Annotated in this window: 23 protein-coding genes and 1 pseudogene; 18 read left to right on the top strand and 6 right to left on the bottom strand. The window is 33.3% G+C overall.

Annotation, left to right across the window (positions count from 1 at the left end; all coding sequences use genetic code 11):
- Window positions 1-81: 81 nt before the first annotated feature.
- From EKL97_RS01975 to EKL97_RS01950, 6 genes and pseudogenes are all read left to right on the top strand, one after another.
- The gene (locus tag EKL97_RS01975) at window positions 82-480 is read left to right on the top strand and encodes a hypothetical protein (protein WP_126567931.1); all 399 of its coding nucleotides are present in this window, start codon (window positions 82-84) and stop codon (window positions 478-480) included.
- Window positions 461-1,437, top strand: a pseudogene (locus EKL97_RS16055) (DUF3871 family protein). The gene EKL97_RS01975 and the pseudogene EKL97_RS16055 overlap by 20 nt, the downstream one beginning before the upstream one ends.
- Before the next feature lie 71 nt (window positions 1,438-1,508).
- Window positions 1,509-1,757 (top strand): hypothetical protein, encoded by a 249-nt coding sequence (locus EKL97_RS01965; RefSeq protein ID WP_126567929.1) that lies wholly within the window; start codon window positions 1,509-1,511, stop codon window positions 1,755-1,757.
- Window positions 1,758-1,935: 178 nt separating this feature from the next.
- Complete coding sequence (locus EKL97_RS01960) at window positions 1,936-2,706, top strand: hypothetical protein (protein WP_126567928.1); 771 nt, start codon at window positions 1,936-1,938, stop codon at window positions 2,704-2,706.
- Between the two features lie 204 nt (window positions 2,707-2,910).
- Complete coding sequence (locus EKL97_RS01955) at window positions 2,911-4,314, top strand: primase-helicase family protein (protein WP_126567926.1); 1,404 nt, start codon at window positions 2,911-2,913, stop codon at window positions 4,312-4,314.
- The gene (locus EKL97_RS01950) at window positions 4,304-4,951 is read left to right on the top strand and encodes a GIY-YIG nuclease family protein (RefSeq protein ID WP_126567925.1); all 648 of its coding nucleotides are present in this window, start codon (window positions 4,304-4,306) and stop codon (window positions 4,949-4,951) included. The genes EKL97_RS01955 and EKL97_RS01950 overlap by 11 nt, the downstream gene beginning before the upstream one ends.
- A 125-nt stretch (window positions 4,952-5,076) precedes the next feature.
- Here the strand turns inward: EKL97_RS01950 and EKL97_RS01945 are convergent, their stop codons facing one another.
- From EKL97_RS01945 to EKL97_RS01930, 4 genes are all read right to left on the bottom strand, one after another.
- On the bottom strand, window positions 5,077-6,126 hold the full coding sequence (locus EKL97_RS01945) for a ParA family protein (RefSeq protein WP_126567923.1): 1,050 nt from the start codon (window positions 6,124-6,126) through the stop codon (window positions 5,077-5,079).
- A gap of 225 nt (window positions 6,127-6,351) precedes the next feature.
- Window positions 6,352-7,824 carry a ThiF family adenylyltransferase gene (locus EKL97_RS01940; protein WP_126567922.1) on the bottom strand — a complete coding sequence of 491 codons (1,473 nt, stop codon included), beginning with the start codon at window positions 7,822-7,824 and terminating at the stop codon, window positions 6,352-6,354.
- Window positions 7,821-8,180, bottom strand: a complete 360-nt coding sequence (locus EKL97_RS01935; RefSeq protein WP_126567920.1) for a hypothetical protein — start codon at window positions 8,178-8,180, stop codon at window positions 7,821-7,823. The genes EKL97_RS01940 and EKL97_RS01935 overlap by 4 nt, the downstream gene beginning before the upstream one ends.
- A 2-nt stretch (window positions 8,181-8,182) precedes the next feature.
- Window positions 8,183-8,620, bottom strand: coding sequence for a multiubiquitin domain-containing protein (locus tag EKL97_RS01930; protein ID WP_126567919.1), 438 nt, complete (start codon window positions 8,618-8,620; stop codon window positions 8,183-8,185).
- A gap of 553 nt (window positions 8,621-9,173) precedes the next feature.
- On the opposite strand from EKL97_RS01930, the gene EKL97_RS01925 reads away from it, so the two are divergent.
- Both EKL97_RS01925 and EKL97_RS01920 read left to right on the top strand, forming a co-directional pair.
- On the top strand, window positions 9,174-10,265 hold the full coding sequence (locus EKL97_RS01925) for an ImmA/IrrE family metallo-endopeptidase (RefSeq protein WP_126567917.1): 1,092 nt from the start codon (window positions 9,174-9,176) through the stop codon (window positions 10,263-10,265).
- Window positions 10,266-10,602: 337 nt separating this feature from the next.
- A complete protein-coding gene (locus EKL97_RS01920; protein ID WP_126567916.1) occupies window positions 10,603-10,839 on the top strand; it encodes a hypothetical protein in 237 nt (78 codons plus the stop codon).
- Between the two features lie 35 nt (window positions 10,840-10,874).
- Here EKL97_RS01920 and EKL97_RS01915 read toward each other — a convergent pair whose 3' ends face one another.
- Complete coding sequence (locus EKL97_RS01915) at window positions 10,875-11,462, bottom strand: riboflavin synthase (protein ID WP_126561290.1); 588 nt, start codon at window positions 11,460-11,462, stop codon at window positions 10,875-10,877.
- A 57-nt stretch (window positions 11,463-11,519) separates the two neighbouring features.
- On the opposite strand from EKL97_RS01915, the gene pdxA reads away from it, so the two are divergent.
- The 10 genes from pdxA (at window position 11,520) to EKL97_RS01865 (ending at window position 19,193) form a co-directional block, all read left to right on the top strand.
- The gene (gene pdxA / locus EKL97_RS01910) at window positions 11,520-12,569 is read left to right on the top strand and encodes a 4-hydroxythreonine-4-phosphate dehydrogenase PdxA (protein ID WP_126458071.1); all 1,050 of its coding nucleotides are present in this window, start codon (window positions 11,520-11,522) and stop codon (window positions 12,567-12,569) included.
- Between the two features lie 85 nt (window positions 12,570-12,654).
- Window positions 12,655-13,197, top strand: coding sequence for a YceD family protein (locus EKL97_RS01905; RefSeq protein WP_126458068.1), 543 nt, complete (start codon window positions 12,655-12,657; stop codon window positions 13,195-13,197).
- 9 nt (window positions 13,198-13,206) lie between these two features.
- Window positions 13,207-13,401 (top strand): 50S ribosomal protein L32, encoded by a 195-nt coding sequence (gene rpmF, locus EKL97_RS01900; RefSeq protein ID WP_007137315.1) that lies wholly within the window; start codon window positions 13,207-13,209, stop codon window positions 13,399-13,401.
- A gap of 172 nt (window positions 13,402-13,573) precedes the next feature.
- Window positions 13,574-14,572: a beta-ketoacyl-ACP synthase III gene (locus tag EKL97_RS01895; RefSeq protein ID WP_126451979.1), complete on the top strand. Its 999-nt coding sequence runs from the start codon at window positions 13,574-13,576 to the stop codon at window positions 14,570-14,572.
- Between the two features lie 23 nt (window positions 14,573-14,595).
- A complete protein-coding gene (gene accB / locus EKL97_RS01890) occupies window positions 14,596-15,075 on the top strand; it encodes an acetyl-CoA carboxylase biotin carboxyl carrier protein (RefSeq protein ID WP_126458065.1) in 480 nt (159 codons plus the stop codon).
- Between the two features lie 84 nt (window positions 15,076-15,159).
- Window positions 15,160-16,506 (top strand): acetyl-CoA carboxylase biotin carboxylase subunit, encoded by a 1,347-nt coding sequence (gene accC, locus EKL97_RS01885; RefSeq protein WP_126458062.1) that lies wholly within the window; start codon window positions 15,160-15,162, stop codon window positions 16,504-16,506.
- Window positions 16,507-16,772: 266 nt separating this feature from the next.
- Window positions 16,773-17,069 (top strand): hypothetical protein, encoded by a 297-nt coding sequence (locus EKL97_RS01880; protein ID WP_126567914.1) that lies wholly within the window; start codon window positions 16,773-16,775, stop codon window positions 17,067-17,069.
- A 35-nt stretch (window positions 17,070-17,104) separates the two neighbouring features.
- Window positions 17,105-17,401, top strand: coding sequence for a hypothetical protein (locus EKL97_RS01875; protein WP_126458056.1), 297 nt, complete (start codon window positions 17,105-17,107; stop codon window positions 17,399-17,401).
- 34 nt (window positions 17,402-17,435) lie between these two features.
- Window positions 17,436-17,732: a hypothetical protein gene (locus EKL97_RS01870; RefSeq protein WP_126564373.1), complete on the top strand. Its 297-nt coding sequence runs from the start codon at window positions 17,436-17,438 to the stop codon at window positions 17,730-17,732.
- A gap of 114 nt (window positions 17,733-17,846) precedes the next feature.
- Window positions 17,847-19,193 (top strand): sigma-54-dependent transcriptional regulator, encoded by a 1,347-nt coding sequence (locus EKL97_RS01865; protein WP_126553021.1) that lies wholly within the window; start codon window positions 17,847-17,849, stop codon window positions 19,191-19,193.
- Here EKL97_RS01865 and EKL97_RS01860 read toward each other — a convergent pair.
- Window positions 19,190-21,622, bottom strand: a complete 2,433-nt coding sequence (locus tag EKL97_RS01860; RefSeq protein WP_126567912.1) for an ATP-binding protein — start codon at window positions 21,620-21,622, stop codon at window positions 19,190-19,192. The genes EKL97_RS01865 and EKL97_RS01860 overlap by 4 nt on opposite strands.
- Window positions 21,623-21,636: the final 14 nt, after the last annotated feature.

Here is a 21,636-nt window from a genome sequence, read left to right as displayed (position 1 = left end):
AATTTTGCGGACTTGTTTCATAGGCTAAAATTAAGATTATTTCTTAACTTAATGTGATGGCTAAGTTAGCATGTCCAGAAATTGGGTACAAAAGAGATTACGAGAGAGGGTTTTGAATATGAATTGACAGTAAGCTTCGAATTTTTAAATGATAAGCATTTAGTTTCAGCATCCAAAGATAGAACTGGACTGTTTGCTGGAATACCTGAATTTATAATTAATTCAACAACGGGTAAAAAGCTTATCAATTGGTGTAATCAAGGCATATCGATTGATAAAATTACTGAAGAAATAAATGCTTGTGCAACACCCGATGCTTTAAAAGAAGTTTATGGGAAATATCCAAATTTAAGCACAGAATTATATCCTGTAGTAATGGCTAGAAAAGAAGTGCTTGATAATCTTTCAGCACAGTTAATCCACGACGAAGAAATTATTCAAAACTTAAATCCTCAAGAAAATGAACTTAGTATTAAATAATCAGGAACATCAAATTATTGATGAAACAGAAGTAATTGTATTTCCTAAAAGGAATTTCATAGAAGCTAGTACAATTGAAGTGTCATTAAACCATTTAAAAAATGAATGCAGTGTTCCTGTTTTCGCAAAAGATAACGAGTGCACAATTAGCCATTATGAATTTATCAGCAGTACTAAAGAAGTGGTTGAAGACATCTTGAATTACAAAGGCATTTTAAAGCCTGATATTCGAGTATCTCACGTAATCAAAGGCAGAATTCCAACTGCAATCGGAAAGCCCGCAAAAGAGCTTCTAGAGCACGAGAAGACGATTTATTACGAGCGTATGGCATTCGTAATTGAAGTACCTGAAATTAGTGAGGTTGTCAATGGAAATAAACTTAATCTAACCATTGGTGGAGTCAGAAGTTACAATCAAGAGAATCTTTTTAGTAAAAAATCTATGGAGAAATTTAAGGTGTTTGTAGGGTTTCAAAATACTGTTTGTACTAACCTTTGTATTCTACCGATGGACTCAAAGAAGACCTTCGTGTCAGTTCAATTATGGAATTAAAATCCAAGATTTATGAACTGATTAATAATTACAAAAAGAAAGAGCATCTTGAAAATATGCAGAGAATGTTCAGGTACTCTCTGACAGAAATTCAGTTTGCTCACTTGATTGGGAAGATGAAACTATTCCCTTATTTGAGCAAAGAAGAGAAACACAATCTATTCCCACTTTCTATGAATGACACACAATTAAATATTGTAGTCAGGGATTATCACACAGATGCTCACTTTTCTAAATCAAAAAACAATACGATTAGCTTTTGGAATCTTTACAACCTTTTCACAGAGGCCAATAAGAGCAGCTATATTGATAGCATCCTAGAAAGGAATCTGAATTCGTACGCTCATGTGAATTATCTATTAAATGCCATTGAAAAGGAGGAATCAAGCTATTTCATCCATTAATATAATATAGCATTTTTTGTGATAATTGGTAACAAGCTTACCCTCTAAAAACAATAATATATTCCATAAAAATGACAAAAAAAGAGTTGGCAGAGCTATTAAAATACAGTTCTCCACGAGAAATCTATGTAATTACGCATTATGGTGTCCTAATACGGTTGTTTTGTCCAGTTAAAGTCAGAGTCCTACAAGATATTGGCATCCTAAAAAGAGGGCAAATTGTTTTAGTGCAAGAAATCAAGGTTACATACGAGTTAAAAACGGTGTATATCATCAATAATGACGCCTACTTTTACTATTACTTTGATATTATAATGTAAAATAGGCAAAGGAGTTATACTTTTTTGTATACCCAAGCTTTTGAAACTGCCTCTCCTATATCAAAAAGCAATTGAAAACGTAAATAGCTATTGTTAATCAGGTAACGCAAAAATTATATAAATTGCGTTACCTTTTTTTATTTAAAAAACTTGTCAAGTTGACGTCAACTTTTATCTTATGAATTTCACACCCTCTTTTATTGATTTTAGTACTGAATACCATTTTTTAAATCTTCAAAATAAATTCTTAAGTTATGATGAAAGAAACATTGGAATGGTAGAGGAAATTCAATTAAGTGGTGGAAAAGGTATATATTCGGAAGTAAAAAAAGAAGATTTTTTCATCATTTATAAAACTATTGACATCAATAATATTGATCATTATAAGGACATTTATTTTTATGAAGACTTCATAACTCAGAACATTAAAACATTAGCAACTTTTACAATAAATCAAATAACTTCAATAATTAACAAGGATTTTTTACATAATGAAATAGAAAGAAAAAGTTATATCACTCTAACTATCCAAAATTTAAAACATTTAGATACCCAAATATTTAATGCAACTTATTTATCTAAAGATATCAAGATTTTACTTTCTAGACAGATAGAATTAGTTTTAGAATTCTTATATGAAAATAATCTTTTTGACAACTTGTTCAAATTTGATGAAAAAATTAAGCTAAATATGAACAAGATTGATATTCTCGCTTTTTTCCTGCTGCTAAGGCAAAAAGGAATTATTAGATACCCTTACAATGCAGAGTTAGGCAAATTAATCGATAATCATTTTTTATACTATGATAAAACTACTGATGATTATAAAGAGATACAGCACTCTAATAAGTTATTGAGCGAATATGGAAATGGTTCAAAATCTATTTCAAAATCAATCACTCGATTAAAAGACTTTTTCACCAAGGATAACTTCTTTCATTTGAAATAAGCTCCCTAACTAACGGGGGAAACAAATATTTCCCCTATTCTTACCTGACATTAGTCACACCTTTACACCAGTTCTTTGAAATAATGAAAACCAAAATAGACGATACAACGAGATCGTAGGTATTAATTTATTTCAAAAAATATATGGTCAACTGTCTTACCATAGAATTTAGTGAAATAGACAAATATTATAAAGTTATAATACATGAATAAGAAAGCAGTCCAATTTTGGACAGATGAAAAAGGTAAACCAAGTAAAATCAATCAGTCAGCTTTAATTTTGAATTTAAACAACATCGGCTATGCAAATCTCCGAATTAATCCAACTAATTATATATTAGTAAAATGTCAAAACAATAAGATAACAAGCACATCTGAACATGAAATAATCAACGTGTTAAATGAATACCTTAAACAGAATGCGACAGAAGAAATACAGGAAACATTTGCACGAGGCGTTGGTACTTTTGTGTCTAGTAAAAAATTAACTCTTTTAAACACCTTAGAATTTAAAAAAGATAGGGACAGTAAAGATAGTTCTGATTTTTACTTCAAAAATATCTTTTGCAACGTTAAAAAAGAAGGGGTTCAAGTTTTAGATTACGAAAATTCAGCATCGGTAATATGGGAGGATAAAATAATACAAAGAGATTTTACAATTCCTGCAGATGAAAAACCTGGTGATTTTGAAGTTTTTTGCAAGAACTTAACCTTTAACGATAACGAAAGATTTAAAGCTTTTAAAACGATGATAGGATACCTACTCCATAGAAACAAAGAAATTGGAGAACCCAAAGCAGTAATATTGTATGATGAAAAAATGGGGGTTAACAAACAAGCACATGGAGGAACTGGAAAAACCATCATCATTAAAGCCTTGGAGATGTGTCGAGAATCGGTTTATGTTAGTGGTAAAGAACTGAAAACGGGAAGTTTTTTTAAGAATCAAAGGATAAATATTACTACAGATATAGTCGCTTACGATGATCTAAAAGAAAATGTTGATTTTGAAGATTATTACACAATGATAACTTCAGGTATAGAAGTTGAAAAAAAAGGAAAGCAATCTTTTATAATTGATTTCGAAGACGCACCTAAAATTTTACTAAGCTCTAATTATTTGATTAAAGGAGACGGTGGAAATTCAGACTTACGAAGAAGACATGAATTTGAAATAGCAAACCATTATACTAAAGACTCTACTCCTGAAATGGAATTTGGAAAAAGATTTTTTAGTAATGATTGGGGTGAAGATCAGTGGAACAAATTTTATTATTTCATGATGACATGTTTACAAGATTATCTGTTGAATGGTTTGATTGAAGTAGATTCAATAAACTTAGAAAAAACTAAAGCATATAGCAAAAGTTGTCCTGAATTTGTAGAATACGCTAACATCAATTTTACACCTAATGAGTGGCGAGATAAAAGAGCAACACAAAAAGAATTTGAAGAGTATTATCCTCAAGTTGAAGTGGTGAGCCCTCATATCTTTTCAAAATGGATAACAAATTTTTCTAATGACAATGGATGTGATTTTCACACAAAAAATTCAGGAGGCAATTACAGCTTCATTTTAGCAAAAAAAGAGATGAAATATGCAAAATAAAATCATCTACAAGGTTGTGAACATTCAAACTAATGAAGTTTACATTGGAGCTACTGCAAGATCTCTTGAGGAGAGAAAAGCAGACCACCTACAAAAAGCAGATAAAAAAGTTGGCAGTTGTTTTCAAGAAGCAGTCGGGACTTATGGTCCCGATGCTTTTACTTGGGAGCAAATAGATACAGCTTCAAGTAATGATGAATTAGCCTCTAAAGAGATAAAGTATATCTCAGAGTATGATGCACTTGAGAATGGCTATAACTCAGATAAAGGTGGAGGATTTAAGAAAACCGTTTATAAATACAATTTAGACGGCTCATTAAATGCAACATTTGAAGATTTAACTACCGCTTCAAAAACAATAGGCGTAAGGAAGCAAGATATAAGTAGAGCCTGTTGGAACGTAAATCATACTTTAGGCGGTTATCTATGGAGTTATGACAAAATGGAAACATTCGTTGCTGAGAATGATAGTAGAAAAAGGGAAGTAGTACAATCTTTTTTAGATGGTAATCTTGTAGCCAAGTACATTTCAGTTGCAGAAGCATCAGAAAAAACTGAAGTTTCAAAAACCTGTATATCTCGTTGCTGTCGTGGAGAACGGGAAAACAGTGGAGGATTTCTTTGGAAGTACTCCTAAAACTAAAGACGGTGTCAAAAACCGTCTTTTTTTTATAAATGCACTTCAAAACTACAAATCCCATTTATATGCATGAATTTTAGGTTTAACCTTCGAGCCCATTTTCTCAAAACCTACTAATAATTCTATAAATTACTAACCAAATTCTCAATAGCTTTCTTGCACAAATCTCTTTGCTCTTTTGCTACTTGAATTTTCTCACCATAAACTTCATAAGTATGTTTATCCATCTTACTTAAAGGCAAGCCTTGGTTCGCAGCAACTACTCCAGCACTGTTAAAATCTCTGAGTTCAATACTATATGCTTTTTCAAAATCTGAAATATTGTTAATATCCTCCGGCATATTTTCAAATTTATCAGGATTATTTTTAAATTCTGAATACATTTTTAGAAGAGCTTCATTGGATAAGGCCTTAAATGCATGTGCAGCTCCTTTTTTCTGAGTAAATCTGTTTCCCAATAAATATGAAATTTTAGGCAATTGGAGATCATGGTCTTTAGCTTTTGAAGCAAAAGTGTATTTACCATACACAGGATGAACAACAGATGTCCCCCAAATGAGGTTAAAAAGCCCAGTTATTGCAAATATTGACGAATCATCTGCATTAATTGGAACCAATAATTTTTCGCCACCGACGATTGCTAATTGTGTATAAATTGCAAAACTAGGATTTGTGTCAATAAAATAGGTACAAGGTCTTTCTGAAGACAGTCTTTTTTCAGTCATATTTTTTATAATACTGTGAATTTTAACCCATGGCTTATCAGCTGCAGAAAGTGGGGTAGCTTCTGCTCTCTCAGATAATAAGGGCGCAATTAATTCTAAATTGCCATCACCAGAAATCAAATATAAATTATCGGTAAGATTTGTGTTTATATCAATTAATTTAGTAGCGTATTTGGAAATGTCTGCATCGCCACTTAAAGTAGCTTCAGTAATGTATCCAACAATACTTTGTGGCTCATCTTTAGAAATCAATTCTTGTAATTTTGATTCACTTTGCTTTCCACCACCCATAAGCATTGATGAAGAGTTCGCTTGTGGGCACATATCAACTACAACGACATCTCTATCCAAATTTTTTTCTGCATAAACAGAAGCAATATGAAAGGTGATTGTACTTTTTCCAACACCACCTTTATTGTTCCACATAACATAACTTTTGTTTTTCATTATATCTTCTTTTTAATTTTTTTAAATATACGTTTTTTTTCATTATTGGTGATTTCACCAATAGGAGGAATTTTCACTGACAATTAGCGCATCAAATTTATGTAGCCTTTTTAAAAAGTAATAGCAAAATTATCAAACAGCGAAGTATTACATTTAATGTGTTGACAATATTTGAAATAAGACGGCCATTAGACCGCCTCATATTACAAATTTTAAAAAAACAGGTTAATCAAAATCCTTTACCTTTTTCAGAAGATTCTTCTTATTAAGAAGTTTAACTTCAGAAAACGAATACTTTTCTCTGATTTTTTCTGCTGCGATATCATTTGATATCATTTGAAATTTGATTTCATCAGCTTTCCCAAGTAACTGTTTGATGTCACAATTTCCAGAACATTCATTTTCAAATGCAGAATCGATTGTTCCAGTGATAAAATCCATTTCTTTAGGTCCGTAATAAAATCCTCTAGGTTTTAATATTAGAGATAAAAACTGTTGAATCTCCATACCTGCCAAACTTAAACTAAATCCAAAAACATTTTCACCCCTATGAATAAAATGATCTTTAGGCAAACCTTTTATGTAACTTGGCTCTTCCAACAATCCTGACTGTTGTAATGCCACATCTTCCGGTTTGTATTGATGTAAACATTTCATGCAAATTCTTTCTGGGCCTGTCGTGTGGGCTTTCCATCTAGCTTGATCAATGTTAGACATATCGGGTTTTGGATTTGTATCAACACCTCCATCAATTGTAGGGATAAGGTTTGCATAAGAAATGCAATCCAAAATAAATCTTGGCAAGGGTCTATCAACACATGAAAAAAGAATATCACAATCAATTGCAGCTTCATACCCTTCAATTTCAGAAATACTGTTTCTTAAGGCCAGAATTTGCAAATCCGAAATTACGCCTGTTGACAATAGTCGATCCCTTTGAAAATCAACTTTGAATTTGCCAATATCCTGAACACTAGCAGATAATAATCTATCAAGATTTTTTCTTTCAATTGTGTCAAAATCAATAAAAGTAAGGTTTTTAATCCCTGTTCTCATTAATGCTTCAGCAAGTAGAGAACCAACACTTCCAAGACCAATAATTCCAACTTTCAATCTCGAGATATCATTTTGTTTAGCTTCTCCCCATGAAGATACAGTTCTCTTAAATTCCTCGCCAAAGGTTTGACTTGGCAAAAGTTTTTCGCAGTAACTTAATTTCAGCTGTTTGCCTACTACTCTAACTGATTCACACCAAAAACTTTCAAATTTCTTGGGAGCAGCCTTTATCCAAAATCTTGCGCTCCAAGTGTTATCTGTACCAAGAGTCAATCCAATTAAAGGTAAGCCAGTAACAGCTTTTACTCTTGGTGCAAGCATCGTTTCAGCCTCAATGTCATCATAACTCATTCCTTGCCATCCTGGAAACGGATGGCTATGAATAAAGCAAATACCGTAAGAATTAGTCAATGCATAGGCAGTAACTTTATCTAAATATTCAGAATTGAAGCTTACATTACCTTGAACATTTCGATCACCTGTTTCTGGTAGAATTATTTTATTTATAATTCCGACTGTACGCTTTTTTCCTGATGCCAATTTGTAAAAAGCAAAACACAAATCTTCTTGTCCATCTTTACGTATTAAGTGCTTAAACAAAGCCTTGTTAACACTTTCCGTCATTGCTACACCATAATTCATTCGAAATCAAATAAAGTTCTTATAAAAGCTAAATAATCATTCACATCCATACCTGCCGTCCATCCATTAAATGGCCTACTCCAATATTGGAATTCTGATGTGGGCTTATTCCATTCATGTATTCCACCATAAGGATGATCTCCTCCTCCTCCACTATTTGGCAGTAAATGTGGTTTAAAGTAAGGTCCACTTGGTGGTATAATTGGAAATTGCGGAGCAGAAAGGGCAATTTCAATTGCTTTCCCTTTAAATCTGCCGTGAGGTACTACAAACCTGAAGCACACAAAATCATTTGTGTGCATCCAAGCTTCGAATCCTTTGCTTTGCAACTGATTCAATAATTCTTGATTTCCCATGTTTAAGAAACAGTAGTAGGTTCAAGTTTACAAGTTGTGAACTTCAGACCATTTTTAATGGCTATTTTGTGATCTCTATCATTCTTATAACCAATTTCGTTGTGCCCAATAATTTGCTTAAGATAGTAACCTTCAGGCTTTTTTCCATCAGCAATAAGAATTTTTGTAGGAGTCATAACACATTCTTCTACCTTTATCGGTTCATCATCAACATAAATAATGATATGCTCGTAAGGACTCGCAAAGAACCCCTCTATTCCTGGGCTTTCTAAGTCAATCACTTCCGTCAGTTCAACGGGTTCAAAACCGTTTTCATTTACTTTAATTAGCAGTTCATAATCTATTTCTGGCTGAAATCCTGCAATTTTAAGTATTTGTGATCCATTAATTTTTGAGTCAGCTGACTCGTACTTCTTGTTATTAATTTTAAATGTAAACATATTTTTTATGTATTAAGTTTGAAAAATCCTGATATTTCAGGGTTAAATCGATTCCATTTCTTTAAAACAGCATAGAATCAATGCTAGTCCAGACAAATTGTTACACCAAAATACATTTATTAATAAAAAAAGTATTAATCTTGCATAACAGAAAAGGGTAATACGTAAGGTGAATAAACCTTATCATGAAAGTCGTGAGAAACTTGAAACCCAATTAATAGTCCAATTTATTGTTGTCGCAATAGATTGGATTTTTTTTTATTTATTCAGCTTTGGTTTTTATTTATTGGTTAGTATTATGCAAACATACAAATACTTTTTTATTATTTAGTTAAAATCGGTAACAAATTTGTTAACTTTTTTTTAGTTATTAAAATTATTTCCGTCGAATAAATAAAACACCGTGTTTACTAGTAATTCGACAACTTGTTCAGATATTTGATAATATTTTTTAAAAACTAGTCAACAAAGTTATTAACAATTCTGTAGAAGTTACACGAGAGATGCTTACCTTTGTATATTCATTTAATAAAATTAAAATCATTTTCCAATTATGACAAAACAAATTGAGCATCCAGGCGAAGCGCTAAGTCGCTTATTGGATGACCGAAATTTGAGTCAAAGAGAATTAGCATCAAGATTAGATATTGCACATTCACTTTTAAGTAATATCCTTAATTGCAATAGACCAATTAATATAAAACTAGCAATTTCACTTGAGGCAGCAGGATTTGATGACGCAAATAAATGGCTAATAAGGCAAATGGAGTTCGATCTCCATGAGGCTCAAAAAGACAAAAAATTGATTCAAAAACAAGAAGAAATCAAAGGGTTAAATGAAATTGAAAATTTAGTTCCTATATCTTTTTTAAAAAAGCACTTACCTACACAATCTGAATCGGGCAGCAGTCTACAAACAATTTATGATGTTTACGGTGCAAACGATATAAGTACTTTAAAACAAAAAGTCGAGACTTACACTTTTAACAATTTTAGAAAATCTTTAAAGTTTAAGGAAAACAGGAATAATGTTGTTGCTTGGTCATACTTAGCCGAATATAAAGCTAAATTAGTTAATAGTAAACCTTTTGATCCTTCTAAAGAAGATGAATTAATTGACAGACTCAAGGCTTGTTTTTACGAAAATAAAAAGACAATATCAAAAACGAAAAGCATTTTAGAAGATTATGGTATTGTATTTTTTACTTTAGACAGACCTCCTCAAACACCAGTTGATGGGAAAGCGTTTATGAGTAATGAAAATCCATCAATTGTTTTAAGTTTGAAATATAATAGATTAGATAATTTCGCTTTCAATATTATGCATGAATTGGGACATGTGTTCAAGCACTTAACCAAATCAAAATATAAAAACACAACTTTTTTTACTAATTCACCAAATGTTACTCGTGAAGAATTCGAAGCCGATAGTTATGCAAAAGATAATTTAATCAGTCCGGAAATTTGGAATGATTTCGTGGACCAATATGATGAATTTGATGATGAGTGTATTTTAAAATTTTCTAAAAAGGCTAGAGTTCATCCAGCAATTATCAGAGGTAGAATTTGTTTTGAAAATCCTGATTACTACAGAAAAAGAACTTCTATAAATTCAATCAACGTTCTGCCCGAAAGTCACATATAAAATAAGGCATGCAATTCGGTAACATAAAAAAGTAAAATCAGATATTTGCGCTATAATTATGACGTAAAATAGATTCAAAAGGCATGCTATTCGGATGCCTATTAAATAATAGCATATATAAGGACTTGAATTTTAGCTTTATAAGTGGACTGGTTCGAGCCCAGGTGGGACCACAGTTTAAGTTTAAAAGCCTTGCAGTACTGTAAGGCTTTTTTTTAAATCTAAATTTTTATAAAAACCGCATTTTTTTCGGGTTAGTGTTATTTATGTTGAAAGGATGTATTTATTTTAAAGCTTAAATACTCTGATTTTTTTAAAGAATAATTCAATTTTAAATATGAAAATTGTCCAAATGGTGTTTTTTACTCTGGTTTTATTTATGTTTTGTATTTTTAATGTATTAGCTAAAGATCCGCCGCAACCCGCCGCAGCTGGGGAAAGGACATCAACAACGCCGCAACCTCCGCCAGGATTGCCTGTAGATGAAAATATTAACACCATGATGGCACTTGCTTTGCTATTTGGGATTTACATCATTTATAGCTTTAAGTTAAAACAAAAAACTCTAATGTAGATTCGCGTTTTTTTGTTTATAATACTATCGAGTTATTATTTGTTGGCATACAATCTGGAAACGTATTTACCAATGACATCAAATTCAAGATTTATTTTTGTGCCAACTTCAAAAGTTTTAAAATTAGTATGTTCGTATGTATAAGGAATAATGGCGACACTAAACTGATTTTTCTTTGAGTTCACAACCGTTAAGCTGACGCCGTTTACCGTAATGGATCCTTTCTCAATGGTAATGTTGTTCCAATTTTCCTCATATTCAAAAGTGTAAAGCCAGCTGCCGTTGGTCTGCTCGGCAGTGATGCAGGTGCCCGTTTGGTCTACATGTCCCTGAACAATATGTCCGTCCAGCCTATCTCCCAGCTTCATTGCTCTTTCCAGATTGATACTGTCTCCAACTTTCCAATCCGATAAATTTGTTTTTTTTATAGTTTCGTCTATTGCGGTTACGGTATAAAAAGTGTCGTTGATAGCAACAACCGTAAGACAGACCCCGTTATGTGCCACGCTTTGATCTATCTTAAGTTCAGTGGTAATTGATGCATTTATGGTAATATGAACGTTATTTTTTTCTTTTTTTATTTCTTGGATGATACCAAGGGTTTCTATGATTCCTGTAAACATTTCTTGTTTTTTTTACTAAATTTGCACTTCAAAATTAGCAATAAATAACGGTATGTCATTATGAAAAAAGCAGAAAATATAATTGTCGGAATTTCTATTGGAGATTTAAACGGTATTGGAAGCGAAGTTGTTTTAAAAACATTTGAGGATTCTCGCATGTTAGAGTTGTGCACTCCAGTTATCTTTGCTAATGTCAAGTTGTTGTCTTTTGTTAAAAAAAGTTTTCAATCAACATCTTTGCTCCACGGGATCGACAAATTAGATCAAATCGTATTAGGCAAAATCAATGTATTAAACCTCTGGAAAGAAGGTGTGGATTTAAATCTTGGCAAGGATGATTCTAAGGCAGGGGAATATGCTATAAAATCATTTATTGCAGCGACGAAAGCACTCAAAGAAGGTGTTATAGACGTTCTGGTAACAGCACCAATAAATAAATTCAATATACAATCAGACGATTTTAAGTTTCCGGGTCATACGGATTACCTAGACCAAGAACTAGAAGGCAATGCCTTGATGTTGATGGTTCAGGATAATTTGAGAATAGGATTGCTGACAGATCATATTCCGCTTAGTGAAGTCGCCTCACAGCTAACGGAAGAATTGATTGTGCGAAAAATCGAAACGGTCAGACAGACTTTGATCAAAGATTTTGGCATTAATAAACCCAAAATAGCAGTTTTAGGTTTAAACCCGCATTGTGGAGATGGCGGAGTCATAGGGACAGAGGATGACTTGATTATAAAACCTACATTAAAAAAAATGTTCGACAAAGGGATCTTAGTATTTGGTCCATTTGCTGCAGATGGTTTCTTTGGCAGTAATCAATACGAGAAATACGATGCCGTTATAGCAACCTACCACGATCAAGGATTGATTCCTTTCAAAACATTATCTTTTGGAAAAGGAGTAAATTATACTGCAGGCTTGCATAAAATAAGAACCTCACCAGATCACGGCACCGCTTATGATATAGCAGGCAAGGGAATAGCTGATTTTAACTCCTTCAAAGAGGCGGTATATCTGGCAATAGACATTTATCATTCCAGAAATCAATATGCAGAAATTAGCAAAAAACCATTAAAAACAAAAGAAAAGCAGTTGTGAACAAAAAAAAGTGAATAACATTATTAGATTTGCAATAATTTTATATCTTTGCACTCCCGAAGTTTAAGGGAAAATTGTTGTTGAAATGAAGAACACAAAAGAATATTTAATTCCTTTTATAGGATTAAAGCTAGGGAAACATCATTTTGAGTATCAAATCAGTAATGCGTTCTTTGAAATCTTTGATTATGATGAATATCAAGATTCAAAGATCAAAGTAAATGTAGTTTTAGAGAAAAAAAGCACACTGTTAGAGTTGCGTTTTAATCACAAAGGGGCTGTAAATGTGCCATGTGATCTTACCAGCGAAGATTTTGATCTGCCAATTGAGGGCGAAATGAAATTAATCGTTCGTTTTGATGAGGTTTACAATAATGACAACGACGAATTATTGATTTTGCCCCACGGAGAGTTTGAAATAAATATTGCACAATATATCTATGAAATGATTGTGCTGTCAGTCCCTTTAAGACGCGTTCATCCGGGCATACAAGATGGAAGTTTAAAGACTGAAGCCTTGACAAAACTCAATGAATTGACGATAAAGGAAGAAAAAGAAGAAAATAAAGAAGAAGAAAATATTGACCCGCGTTGGGACAAGTTAAAGCAACTATTAACGGATAAATAATATAGTAAAATGGCACATCCTAAGAGAAAAATCTCCAAAACAAGAAGAGATAAAAGAAGAACACATTACAAAGCTACTGTAGCACAGATTGCTACTTGTCCAATTACTGGAGAAGCACATTTATACCACAGAGCGTATTGGCATGAAGGTAAAATGTACTACAGAGGGCAAGTTGTTATAGATAAATCTGTAGCTGTTGCATAATACATTTTTTGTAAATGATATTCGAACTCTCACATCGTGAGAGTTTTTTTGTTGTTTGTAATTTTCGTTAAATAAGAAGTTCTAATTCAAAGAGAATGGAATTTTTTTTGTAATTTTCAAGTCTTTTAAAAATTTTCAAATGGTACCATTTGACTAGAAATAAACGCATACAATGAATACAATCACAGCCGCAATAACCGCTGTTGGAGCCTATGTTCCAGACTTTGTACTAACGAACAAAGCTCTTGAAGCCATGGTCGACACCAATGACGAATGGATCACCTCTCGTACAGGAATAAAAGAAAGAAGAATCCTTAAAGACAAGGACAAGGGAACTTCTTTTTTGGCCATAAAAGCCGCGCAGGATTTATTGGCCAAAGCGAACATTGACCCTTTAGAGATCGATCTACTAATTATGGCAACCGCAACGCCCGACATGCCAGTAGCGTCAACAGGCGTATATGTAGCAACCCAAATTGGAGCCACAAATGCTTTTGCTTATGATTTGCAGGCTGCTTGTTCCAGTTTTTTGTTTGGGATGTCAACAGCTGCTGCTTATATTCAATCCGGAAGGTATAAAAAAGTACTCTTAATTGGTGCTGATAAAATGTCTTCTATCGTGGATTATAAAGACCGATCTACTTGTATTATTTTTGGAGATGGTGCTGGTGCAGTACTCTTTGAACCTAACTATGAAGGATTAGGATTGCAGGATGAATACTTGCGCAGTGATGGAATTGGCAGAGATTTTCTTAAAATTGATGCCGGCGGATCACTTAACCCTGCCTCTTTTGAAACGGTAAGAGACAACAAACACAACATTATTCAAGACGGGAAAACAGTGTTTAAATACGCCGTAACCAATATGGCAGATTCAAGCGAATTAATTTTGAAAAGAAATAATCTGACAAATGAAGATGTCGATTGGCTGGTTCCTCATCAAGCCAATAAACGTATAATTGATGCGACAGCCAACAGAATGAATTTAGAAGAATCTAAAGTATTAATGAATATCGAAAAGTACGGAAATACAACTTCTGCCACTTTACCATTAGTGCTTAGTGATTTTGAACATCAGTTCAAAAAAGGAGATACGATAATTTTGGCTGCTTTTGGAGGTGGATTCACTTGGGGATCTATTTATCTAAAATGGGCATACGACAAAAAATAAATTTAAACTAAAAACAAATAATTATGGATTTAAAAGAAATTCAAAATCTAATCAAGTTTGTCGCAAATTCAGGAGTTGCAGAAGTTAAACTAGAGATGGATGACGTGAAAATCACCATCAGAACAACCTTAGAAGGAAATGTCACTGAGACTACTTATGTACAGCAAATGCCCGCTCAAGGAGTGCTTCAGCAACCATTAGCTCCACAACAAGTGGCTCCCGTTGCAGTTGTTCCGGCAGTACCTGCGATAGAAAACGCTCATTTCATCACTATAAAATCTCCAATTATTGGAACTTTTTATAGAAAACCATCTCCGGATAAACCGATGTTTGTTGAAGTAGGTAAAAGCATCGCTAAAGGAGATGTTCTTTGCGTAATAGAAGCTATGAAGTTATTTAACGAAATTGAATCTGAAGTTTCTGGTAAAATCGTAAAAATATTGGTTGACGATATGTCGCCAGTTGAATTTGACCAACCTTTATTCTTAGTAGATCCATCATAAGAAATTATAAATTTTGAATGATGCTTTTTCATTATTTGAAATAATTTAAAATTTAAAATTCAACATTTAAAATTGCAAAACAAGATGTTTAAAAAAATATTAATTGCAAATAGAGGAGAAATTGCGTTACGCGTAATTAGAACTTGCAAGGAAATGGGGATCAAAACAGTAGCGGTGTATTCTACTGCAGATGCCGAAAGTTTACATGTAAGGTTTGCTGACGAAGCCGTTTGCATAGGACCACCTCCAAGCAACTTGTCCTATTTGAAAATGTCAAATATAATTGCCGCCGCAGAAATTACAAATGCAGATGCAATACATCCAGGATATGGATTCCTTTCTGAAAACTCTAAGTTTTCTAAAATTTGTCAAGAACATGGAATCAAATTCATTGGAGCTTCTCCAGAAATGATTGATAGAATGGGAGATAAAGCTTCTGCAAAATCGACTATGATAGAAGCGGGTGTTCCTTGTGTTCCGGGTTCAGTTGGGATTTTAGAATCCTATGAACAAGCGCTACAGCTTTCAAGAGATTTTGGCTTTCCCGTAATGCTTAAAGCTACTGCCGGTGGTGGTGGAAAAGGGATGAGAGCAGTTTGGAAAGAAGAAGATTTGTTGAAAGCCTGGGAAGATGCCCGTCAGGAATCAGCCGCAGCTTTTGGAAATGACGGAATGTATTTGGAGAAATTAATCGAAGAACCTCGTCATATTGAAATTCAAGTTGTAGGAGATGCTTACGGAAAAGCCTGTCATCTTTCAGAAAGAGATTGTTCTGTTCAAAGACGTCACCAAAAATTGACCGAGGAAACTCCATCACCGTTTATGACCGATGAATTGCGTCAGAAAATGGGGGAAGCAGCTGTAAAAGCAGCCGAATATATTAAGTATGAAGGTGCTGGAACGGTTGAGTTTTTGGTGGATAAAAACCGTAACTTTTATTTCATGGAGATGAATACCCGTATTCAAGTGGAGCATCCTATTACAGAACAGGTTATTGATTACGACTTAATTCGGGAACAAATTATGGTTGCTGCCGGAATATCTATTTCAGGTAAAAATTATTTACCACAGTTGCACGCCATCGAATGTAGAATTAATGCAGAAGATCCTTATAATGATTTCCGTCCTTCTCCAGGAAAAATTACAACACTTCACATGCCCGGTGGACATGGTGTTCGTTTAGACACTCACGTTTATTCAGGATATACAATTCCGCCAAATTACGATTCTATGATTGCAAAGTTAATTACTACTGCACAAACTCGTGAAGAAGCAATTAGTAAAATGAGAAGAGCCTTAGACGAATTTGTGATTGAAGGAATAAAAACTACCATTCCTTTTCACAGACAGTTGATGGATGATCCTCGCTATATTGCAGGTGATTACACAACCGCTTTTATGGATACGTTCAAAATGAACGACCCAGAATAGCAGATTTACATATCTATAATAAAAAACCTTGCAGCGATGCAAGGTTTTTTTGTTTAGAACCACTACAAAAAAACAAAGCGGGTAATTTATACCCACAACACGCTACGTTTTACCCACATTTCTCCTTATTAAAAAAAAACATATTTCATTAAACATCTCTATTACAGATATTTAATGACACAGCGCCTTCCTTTATAACTCTGGTACAATTATTTCAATTACTTGAACAATAATAAGTAACAATAATAATCTATAAATAAAACAGTATGAAAAAGTTAATGGTATCAGCAGCAATTGTAATAGCGAGTTTTTCAACATATACAACTACAGCTCAGGTAACAACTACAACAGCAAAAACAGCCTCAATTCAAGAAGAATATATTGAAGTGAAAAATGAAGAAGTGCCGGAAGCTGTAACAAAAGCGTTAAAAACGGCTTACCCAGATGCAATTCTAGACAAAGCATATACAAATGCAAATAAAGAATATAAACTGGATGTGACTGTTGGGGACAAAAAAGGAAATCTTTTTGCAGATGCTACTGGGAAATGGATTCAAAAATAAAGCATTAAAACAATAACAATTTAAAAAAAAACACTATGAAAAAGTTAATTTTATCAGCAGCAATTATTTTAGGAAGTATGACAGCATTTGCCACTACAGTTCCAACTTCAAATGAACTAGTACAAACGCTATCCATTCAAGAGGAATATGTAGAGGTACAAGTAGAAAATGTTCCGGATGCTATTAAAACCGCTTTACTAGCAGCACATCCAGACGCTGTTCTGGACAAAGCACACGTAAATGCTAACAAAGAGTATAAATTAGAAGTGACTGCAGCAGCGAAAAAAGTTATTCTTTTTGCAGATGAAACTGGGAAATGGATTCAAAAATAAAGCATCAAAACAATAACAATTTAAAAAAAACACTATGAAAAAGTTAATTTTATCAGCAGCAATTATTTTAGGAAGCATGTCTGCATTTGCAACAATACTTCCCGTTCAAAACCCACAAAATCAATCTGTTTTACTACAAGAAAAATATACTGAAGTACAAGCAGAAGCCGTTCCTCAAGCAATAAAAACAGCTATGGAAAAAGCATATCCCGGAGCAATTCTGGGAAAAGCATACATCAATAAAAATAAAGAATACAAACTAGAAATTACAGTTGGAGACCAGAATGCTACTGTTTATGCGGATGCTGAAGGAAACTGGATAAATAAATAATTTAGGTGAGTTATGTTTAAAAAGAGAGATTGTTTTAACAGTCTCTCTTTTTTTGCAAAAAATTAGCTAAATACAAATTTAATACCTTTATTTTAGCCATAAAGTTAAAATACAATGGCTAAAATTTTATTGATTGAAGATGATGTTGCTTTTTGTAAATTATTAGAAAAATTTCTGGTAAAAAACGATTATGAAGTAACGGCTACATTTTCAGCTGAAGAAGCAAAATCTCAAATCAAAAACAATGAATTTGACCTCATCATTACGGATTTACGACTTCCAAATTATGATGGAATTAAACTTATGTCAGAAATCAAGAGTACCCATCCTAATGTTCCCGTCCTCTTAATGACGGGATATTCTGATGTGAATACTGCTGTAAAAGCCATGAAAAATGGGGCGGCAGATTATATTTCTAAACCATTCAATCCCGAAGAAGTTTTATTGGTTATTCAAAATTCTCTTCAAATGGAAACGCACACTAATTCTGATAAAGTAATTTCTGAACCTAAAACTGACAATAAAAAAAATAAAAAACCGACTAGTGAATTTGTGAAGGGGATCTCAAAAGCATCTCAAAAACTGGCAGAATATATCCAACTCGTCAGCCCAACAAATATGTCAGTTTTAATCATCGGCGAAAGCGGAACGGGAAAGGAAGTTATTGCCAAAGGCATTCACCAGAACAGTTCCAGAACAAACAATAATTTCATTGCCGTAGACTGTGGATCGATCCCAAAAGAATTAGCTGCAAGTGAGTTTTTTGGCCATGTAAAAGGATCTTTTACGGGAGCCATAAATGATAAAATTGGATTTTTCGAGGCAGCAAACAGAGGTACATTATTTCTTGACGAAATAGGGAATCTTTCCTATGAGAATCAAATCCAACTATTGAGAGCACTCCAAGAAAGAAAAATTAAGCCTGTAGGAAGCAATAAAGAAATTGATGTAGACATCAGAATCATCACCGCCACAAACGAAGACTTACGGGAAGCAGTCAAAAATGGGACATTCAGAGAGGATTTGTACCATAGAATAAATGAGTTCTCTATACATTCCCCCTCTTTAGTAGATCGTGACGAAGATTTGATGCTCTTTTCCGATTTTTTCCTTGAAAAATCAAATCAGGAATTAAACAAAAAAATCATTGGGCTTTCTGCTGAAGTAGTTACAATTTTTCAAAACTACAGATGGCCGGGAAATCTACGTGAGCTTCAAAATTGCATCAAAAGGGCCACGCTCTTGTCACAAGGAGATTTCATTGAAAAATCAGCACTACCCACAGAATTTTTTCAAAATGAAAACCTAGATACCTCTGATCTGTCTTTGTCTCAAAACGAAAAAGAAGTCATTCAGGAAGCTTTAGCTAAAACCAATAACAACAAAACAGAAGCTGCTAAATTATTGAAAATCAACAGAAAAACACTGTATAATAAATTAAAATTATACAACATCAATTAGTTTAATTCCTTTTCTAACAGGACAAAAAGATCTGTTATTTTGAGCTTCAAATTAATTGAAGCCATGGTTATTTCTTCAAGTGTTAAGTTTTTTTGCTCTAATACATCTAGAATAACACTAATTTCTGAGGCGCAAATTTGCTTGAACATGGGCCCCATTTTATGAGCTGTATTCTTAATCTCCATAAAATCAATGTTTGAAACTGACCGATCTAAATTTTCTAAATTCTCTGCTGTACTTTTCATAAATGAGAGTAACACTTCTTTTAAAGCAACTATATCATTAGATAAAAAAGCGTTCAAGACTTTTAATGAATAAGGCCTTTCCCCCTTTGTTTGCTTGCTTTTTAGAATTCCTTCAAAGGGAACTGCGTCATTGTTCAAAATAGACTGTAGTGTTTTAAGCAGTATATTAGGAGAATAGGGCTTGCTGATTACAGTGGTAAATCCTGCGGTTGTGTAGTTGTTCAGATTTAAATCATTTCTTCCGGTGACCGCTATTACAGGTTGTTTTTCATACTCGTATTTGGGATTATCTATGAGTTCTTTCAAAAATAAAAACCCGTCCATAACTGGCATTTGAATATCGGTGATAATCAAATCAAAGGTAATATTTGATAGCGAATCAAGAGCTTCTTTTGCACTAGCAAAAGGGAATACAATATATTGGTTTTGTTTTAAAACTTCAGTTGTTAATTTCAACAAGCTTTCATCGTCATCTATCAGTATGGCTGTATAGTGCTTTTTTGACGGATTCGCAGTAGTCTGTTTTTCGGAAACCGTGACATCAAAAAGTAAGGGAATTTGGATTGTAAACAAACTTCCCTTTCCTAATTCACTTTTCAAATGCAAAGCACCGCCTAGAATCGCTGTCATTTTTTTAGAAATGGTAAGTCCTAATCCTGTCCCTCCATATTTTTTCTCTATATTCTTATCGGCTTGAATGAATTCCTCAAAAATGAGTTCTTGGTTTTTTTCTGCTATTCCAATCCCGGAATCTTCTATTTGTATCGCTATCAATTGTGTTTCCAAGTAGATTTCAACGCTAATTTTTATGAATCCTTTTTCAGTAAACTTGAACGCATTTCCAATAAGGTTTGATACTATTTGTCTTAAACGAAAAGGATCCCCAATGATTTTTTTTTCGAGATTAGGGTCAATTTCAACAATTAGTTGAATTGGTTTTTGTGCATAAACGGATTGAATGCTATTTGCCACTTCATAAATCATCTCGTACAGCGAAAACGGGATTTTTTCTATCGTGATTTTCCCAGCTTCAATTTGAGTAAAATCCAATAGATCCTGAACCAATTGTGAAATATAATCGGAGGAACCTTTGATGTTCTTGGTGTAATAGCATTGTTTACTGCTTAAATCGGAATTTCCCAATAATTCCGTATAGCCAATAATCGTGCTTAAAGGGGTTTTCAGGTCGTGGCTTACAGTTGCAATGAGTTGCTCCCGACTAATAAGTAATTTTTTGGATTTTAGATTTGCCTCCTCCAATTGTTTCTTATAGGATTGGGTTTTTGAGTAATCATTTAGAATTATAATCAAAAAAAACAAAGTAAGCAATAATCCAATTATAGCCGCAGAGGTTACAATTTGATTCGTTTTTGCTAAGGAATTCTCTCTATCCGAATAGTTTTTTGTGGTGTTTATTATAATTTCCCGTTCTATAGTGTTAAGGACTTTTCTTAGCTGGTCAGAGATTGAAAGTTCATTTTGCAATAATTTATTTTCCTCAAAATTCAATAATTTTTTCTTTCGGGATGTTTCTCTTTTTACCTCATTTAATAAATTTTTAGAAACCGTCAAAATAGAATCGGTTGCTTTTTTACTTAACGTATTGGTACTATCATCCGGAATGTTTTGATTTAAGTAGGCAACATATTTCTGAAGGACATTTCGTTGATAAATTCCCATTCTGGCGGGATCTTTTACAAAATCTTCTAATTCCAGTTTCCGCAAGGAAGACTCCATTTTAGTCAAATCACCAATCGCGTCGTCCACCGCATCTTCATTTTCAGTTTTATTTTTAATAAGTTTAAGTTGCTGAATATTTATCGTTTTCTTAGATAGCAATTGCTTGACACTGTCTAGTAAAGTGATTTGGTGTGGTGTGGAGACAAACAATTTCAAGGAATCAATTTCTGCTTTTAACAGCATATTTTTCTTCATATAGTTGTTAAAATCTTTTTCTGATTCTGATTGAATGGCTATTCGAGCTAAATTTTCCGTTTCATATGTATCAGAGAGCAAGTTGCTAACCCGTAAAATAGTATTGCTTTCCTCGGTAATTCTTTCTTCGGTTTTTGAAAAATTCTTGTTCTCGGAGTATAAAAACCAGCCCACACTGGCAAAAAGCACCGCCAAAACCAGATAACTCAGGAAAACTTTTATCGGAATATAACTTTTTTTGTTATTCATTTTTCAAAGATAAA

The organism is Flavobacterium sp. LS1P28 (genome assembly GCF_003970335.1).
Classification (GTDB): domain Bacteria; phylum Bacteroidota; class Bacteroidia; order Flavobacteriales; family Flavobacteriaceae; genus Flavobacterium.
The sequence above is the reverse complement of the archived record's forward strand: the minus strand, read 5'-3'. Positions and strand labels throughout refer to the sequence as shown.

Coding starts and splice junctions, on each gene's coding strand:
- EKL97_RS01865 (WP_126553021.1), top strand. CDS start 17,847: ATGGCTAAAATTTTATTGATTGAAGATGATGTTGCTTTTTGTAAATTA.
- EKL97_RS01950 (WP_126567925.1), top strand. CDS start 4,304: ATGCAAAATAAAATCATCTACAAGGTTGTGAACATTCAAACTAATGAA.
- EKL97_RS01875 (WP_126458056.1), top strand. CDS start 17,105: ATGAAAAAGTTAATTTTATCAGCAGCAATTATTTTAGGAAGTATGACA.
- EKL97_RS01955 (WP_126567926.1), top strand. CDS start 2,911: ATGAATAAGAAAGCAGTCCAATTTTGGACAGATGAAAAAGGTAAACCA.
- EKL97_RS01895 (WP_126451979.1), top strand. CDS start 13,574: ATGAATACAATCACAGCCGCAATAACCGCTGTTGGAGCCTATGTTCCA.
- EKL97_RS01925 (WP_126567917.1), top strand. CDS start 9,174: ATGACAAAACAAATTGAGCATCCAGGCGAAGCGCTAAGTCGCTTATTG.
- EKL97_RS01935 (WP_126567920.1), bottom strand. CDS start 8,180: ATGGGAAATCAAGAATTATTGAATCAGTTGCAAAGCAAAGGATTCGAA.
- EKL97_RS01880 (WP_126567914.1), top strand. CDS start 16,773: ATGAAAAAGTTAATGGTATCAGCAGCAATTGTAATAGCGAGTTTTTCA.
- EKL97_RS01930 (WP_126567919.1), bottom strand. CDS start 8,620: ATGTTTACATTTAAAATTAATAACAAGAAGTACGAGTCAGCTGACTCA.
- EKL97_RS01960 (WP_126567928.1), top strand. CDS start 1,936: ATGAATTTCACACCCTCTTTTATTGATTTTAGTACTGAATACCATTTT.
- accC (WP_126458062.1), top strand. CDS start 15,160: ATGTTTAAAAAAATATTAATTGCAAATAGAGGAGAAATTGCGTTACGC.
- EKL97_RS01905 (WP_126458068.1), top strand. CDS start 12,655: ATGAAGAACACAAAAGAATATTTAATTCCTTTTATAGGATTAAAGCTA.
- EKL97_RS01920 (WP_126567916.1), top strand. CDS start 10,603: ATGAAAATTGTCCAAATGGTGTTTTTTACTCTGGTTTTATTTATGTTT.
- EKL97_RS01870 (WP_126564373.1), top strand. CDS start 17,436: ATGAAAAAGTTAATTTTATCAGCAGCAATTATTTTAGGAAGCATGTCT.
- EKL97_RS01945 (WP_126567923.1), bottom strand. CDS start 6,126: ATGAAAAACAAAAGTTATGTTATGTGGAACAATAAAGGTGGTGTTGGA.
- EKL97_RS01860 (WP_126567912.1), bottom strand. CDS start 21,622: ATGAATAACAAAAAAAGTTATATTCCGATAAAAGTTTTCCTGAGTTAT.
- rpmF (WP_007137315.1), top strand. CDS start 13,207: ATGGCACATCCTAAGAGAAAAATCTCCAAAACAAGAAGAGATAAAAGA.
- EKL97_RS01965 (WP_126567929.1), top strand. CDS start 1,509: ATGACAAAAAAAGAGTTGGCAGAGCTATTAAAATACAGTTCTCCACGA.
- accB (WP_126458065.1), top strand. CDS start 14,596: ATGGATTTAAAAGAAATTCAAAATCTAATCAAGTTTGTCGCAAATTCA.
- EKL97_RS01915 (WP_126561290.1), bottom strand. CDS start 11,462: ATGTTTACAGGAATCATAGAAACCCTTGGTATCATCCAAGAAATAAAA.
- EKL97_RS01940 (WP_126567922.1), bottom strand. CDS start 7,824: ATGAATTATGGTGTAGCAATGACGGAAAGTGTTAACAAGGCTTTGTTT.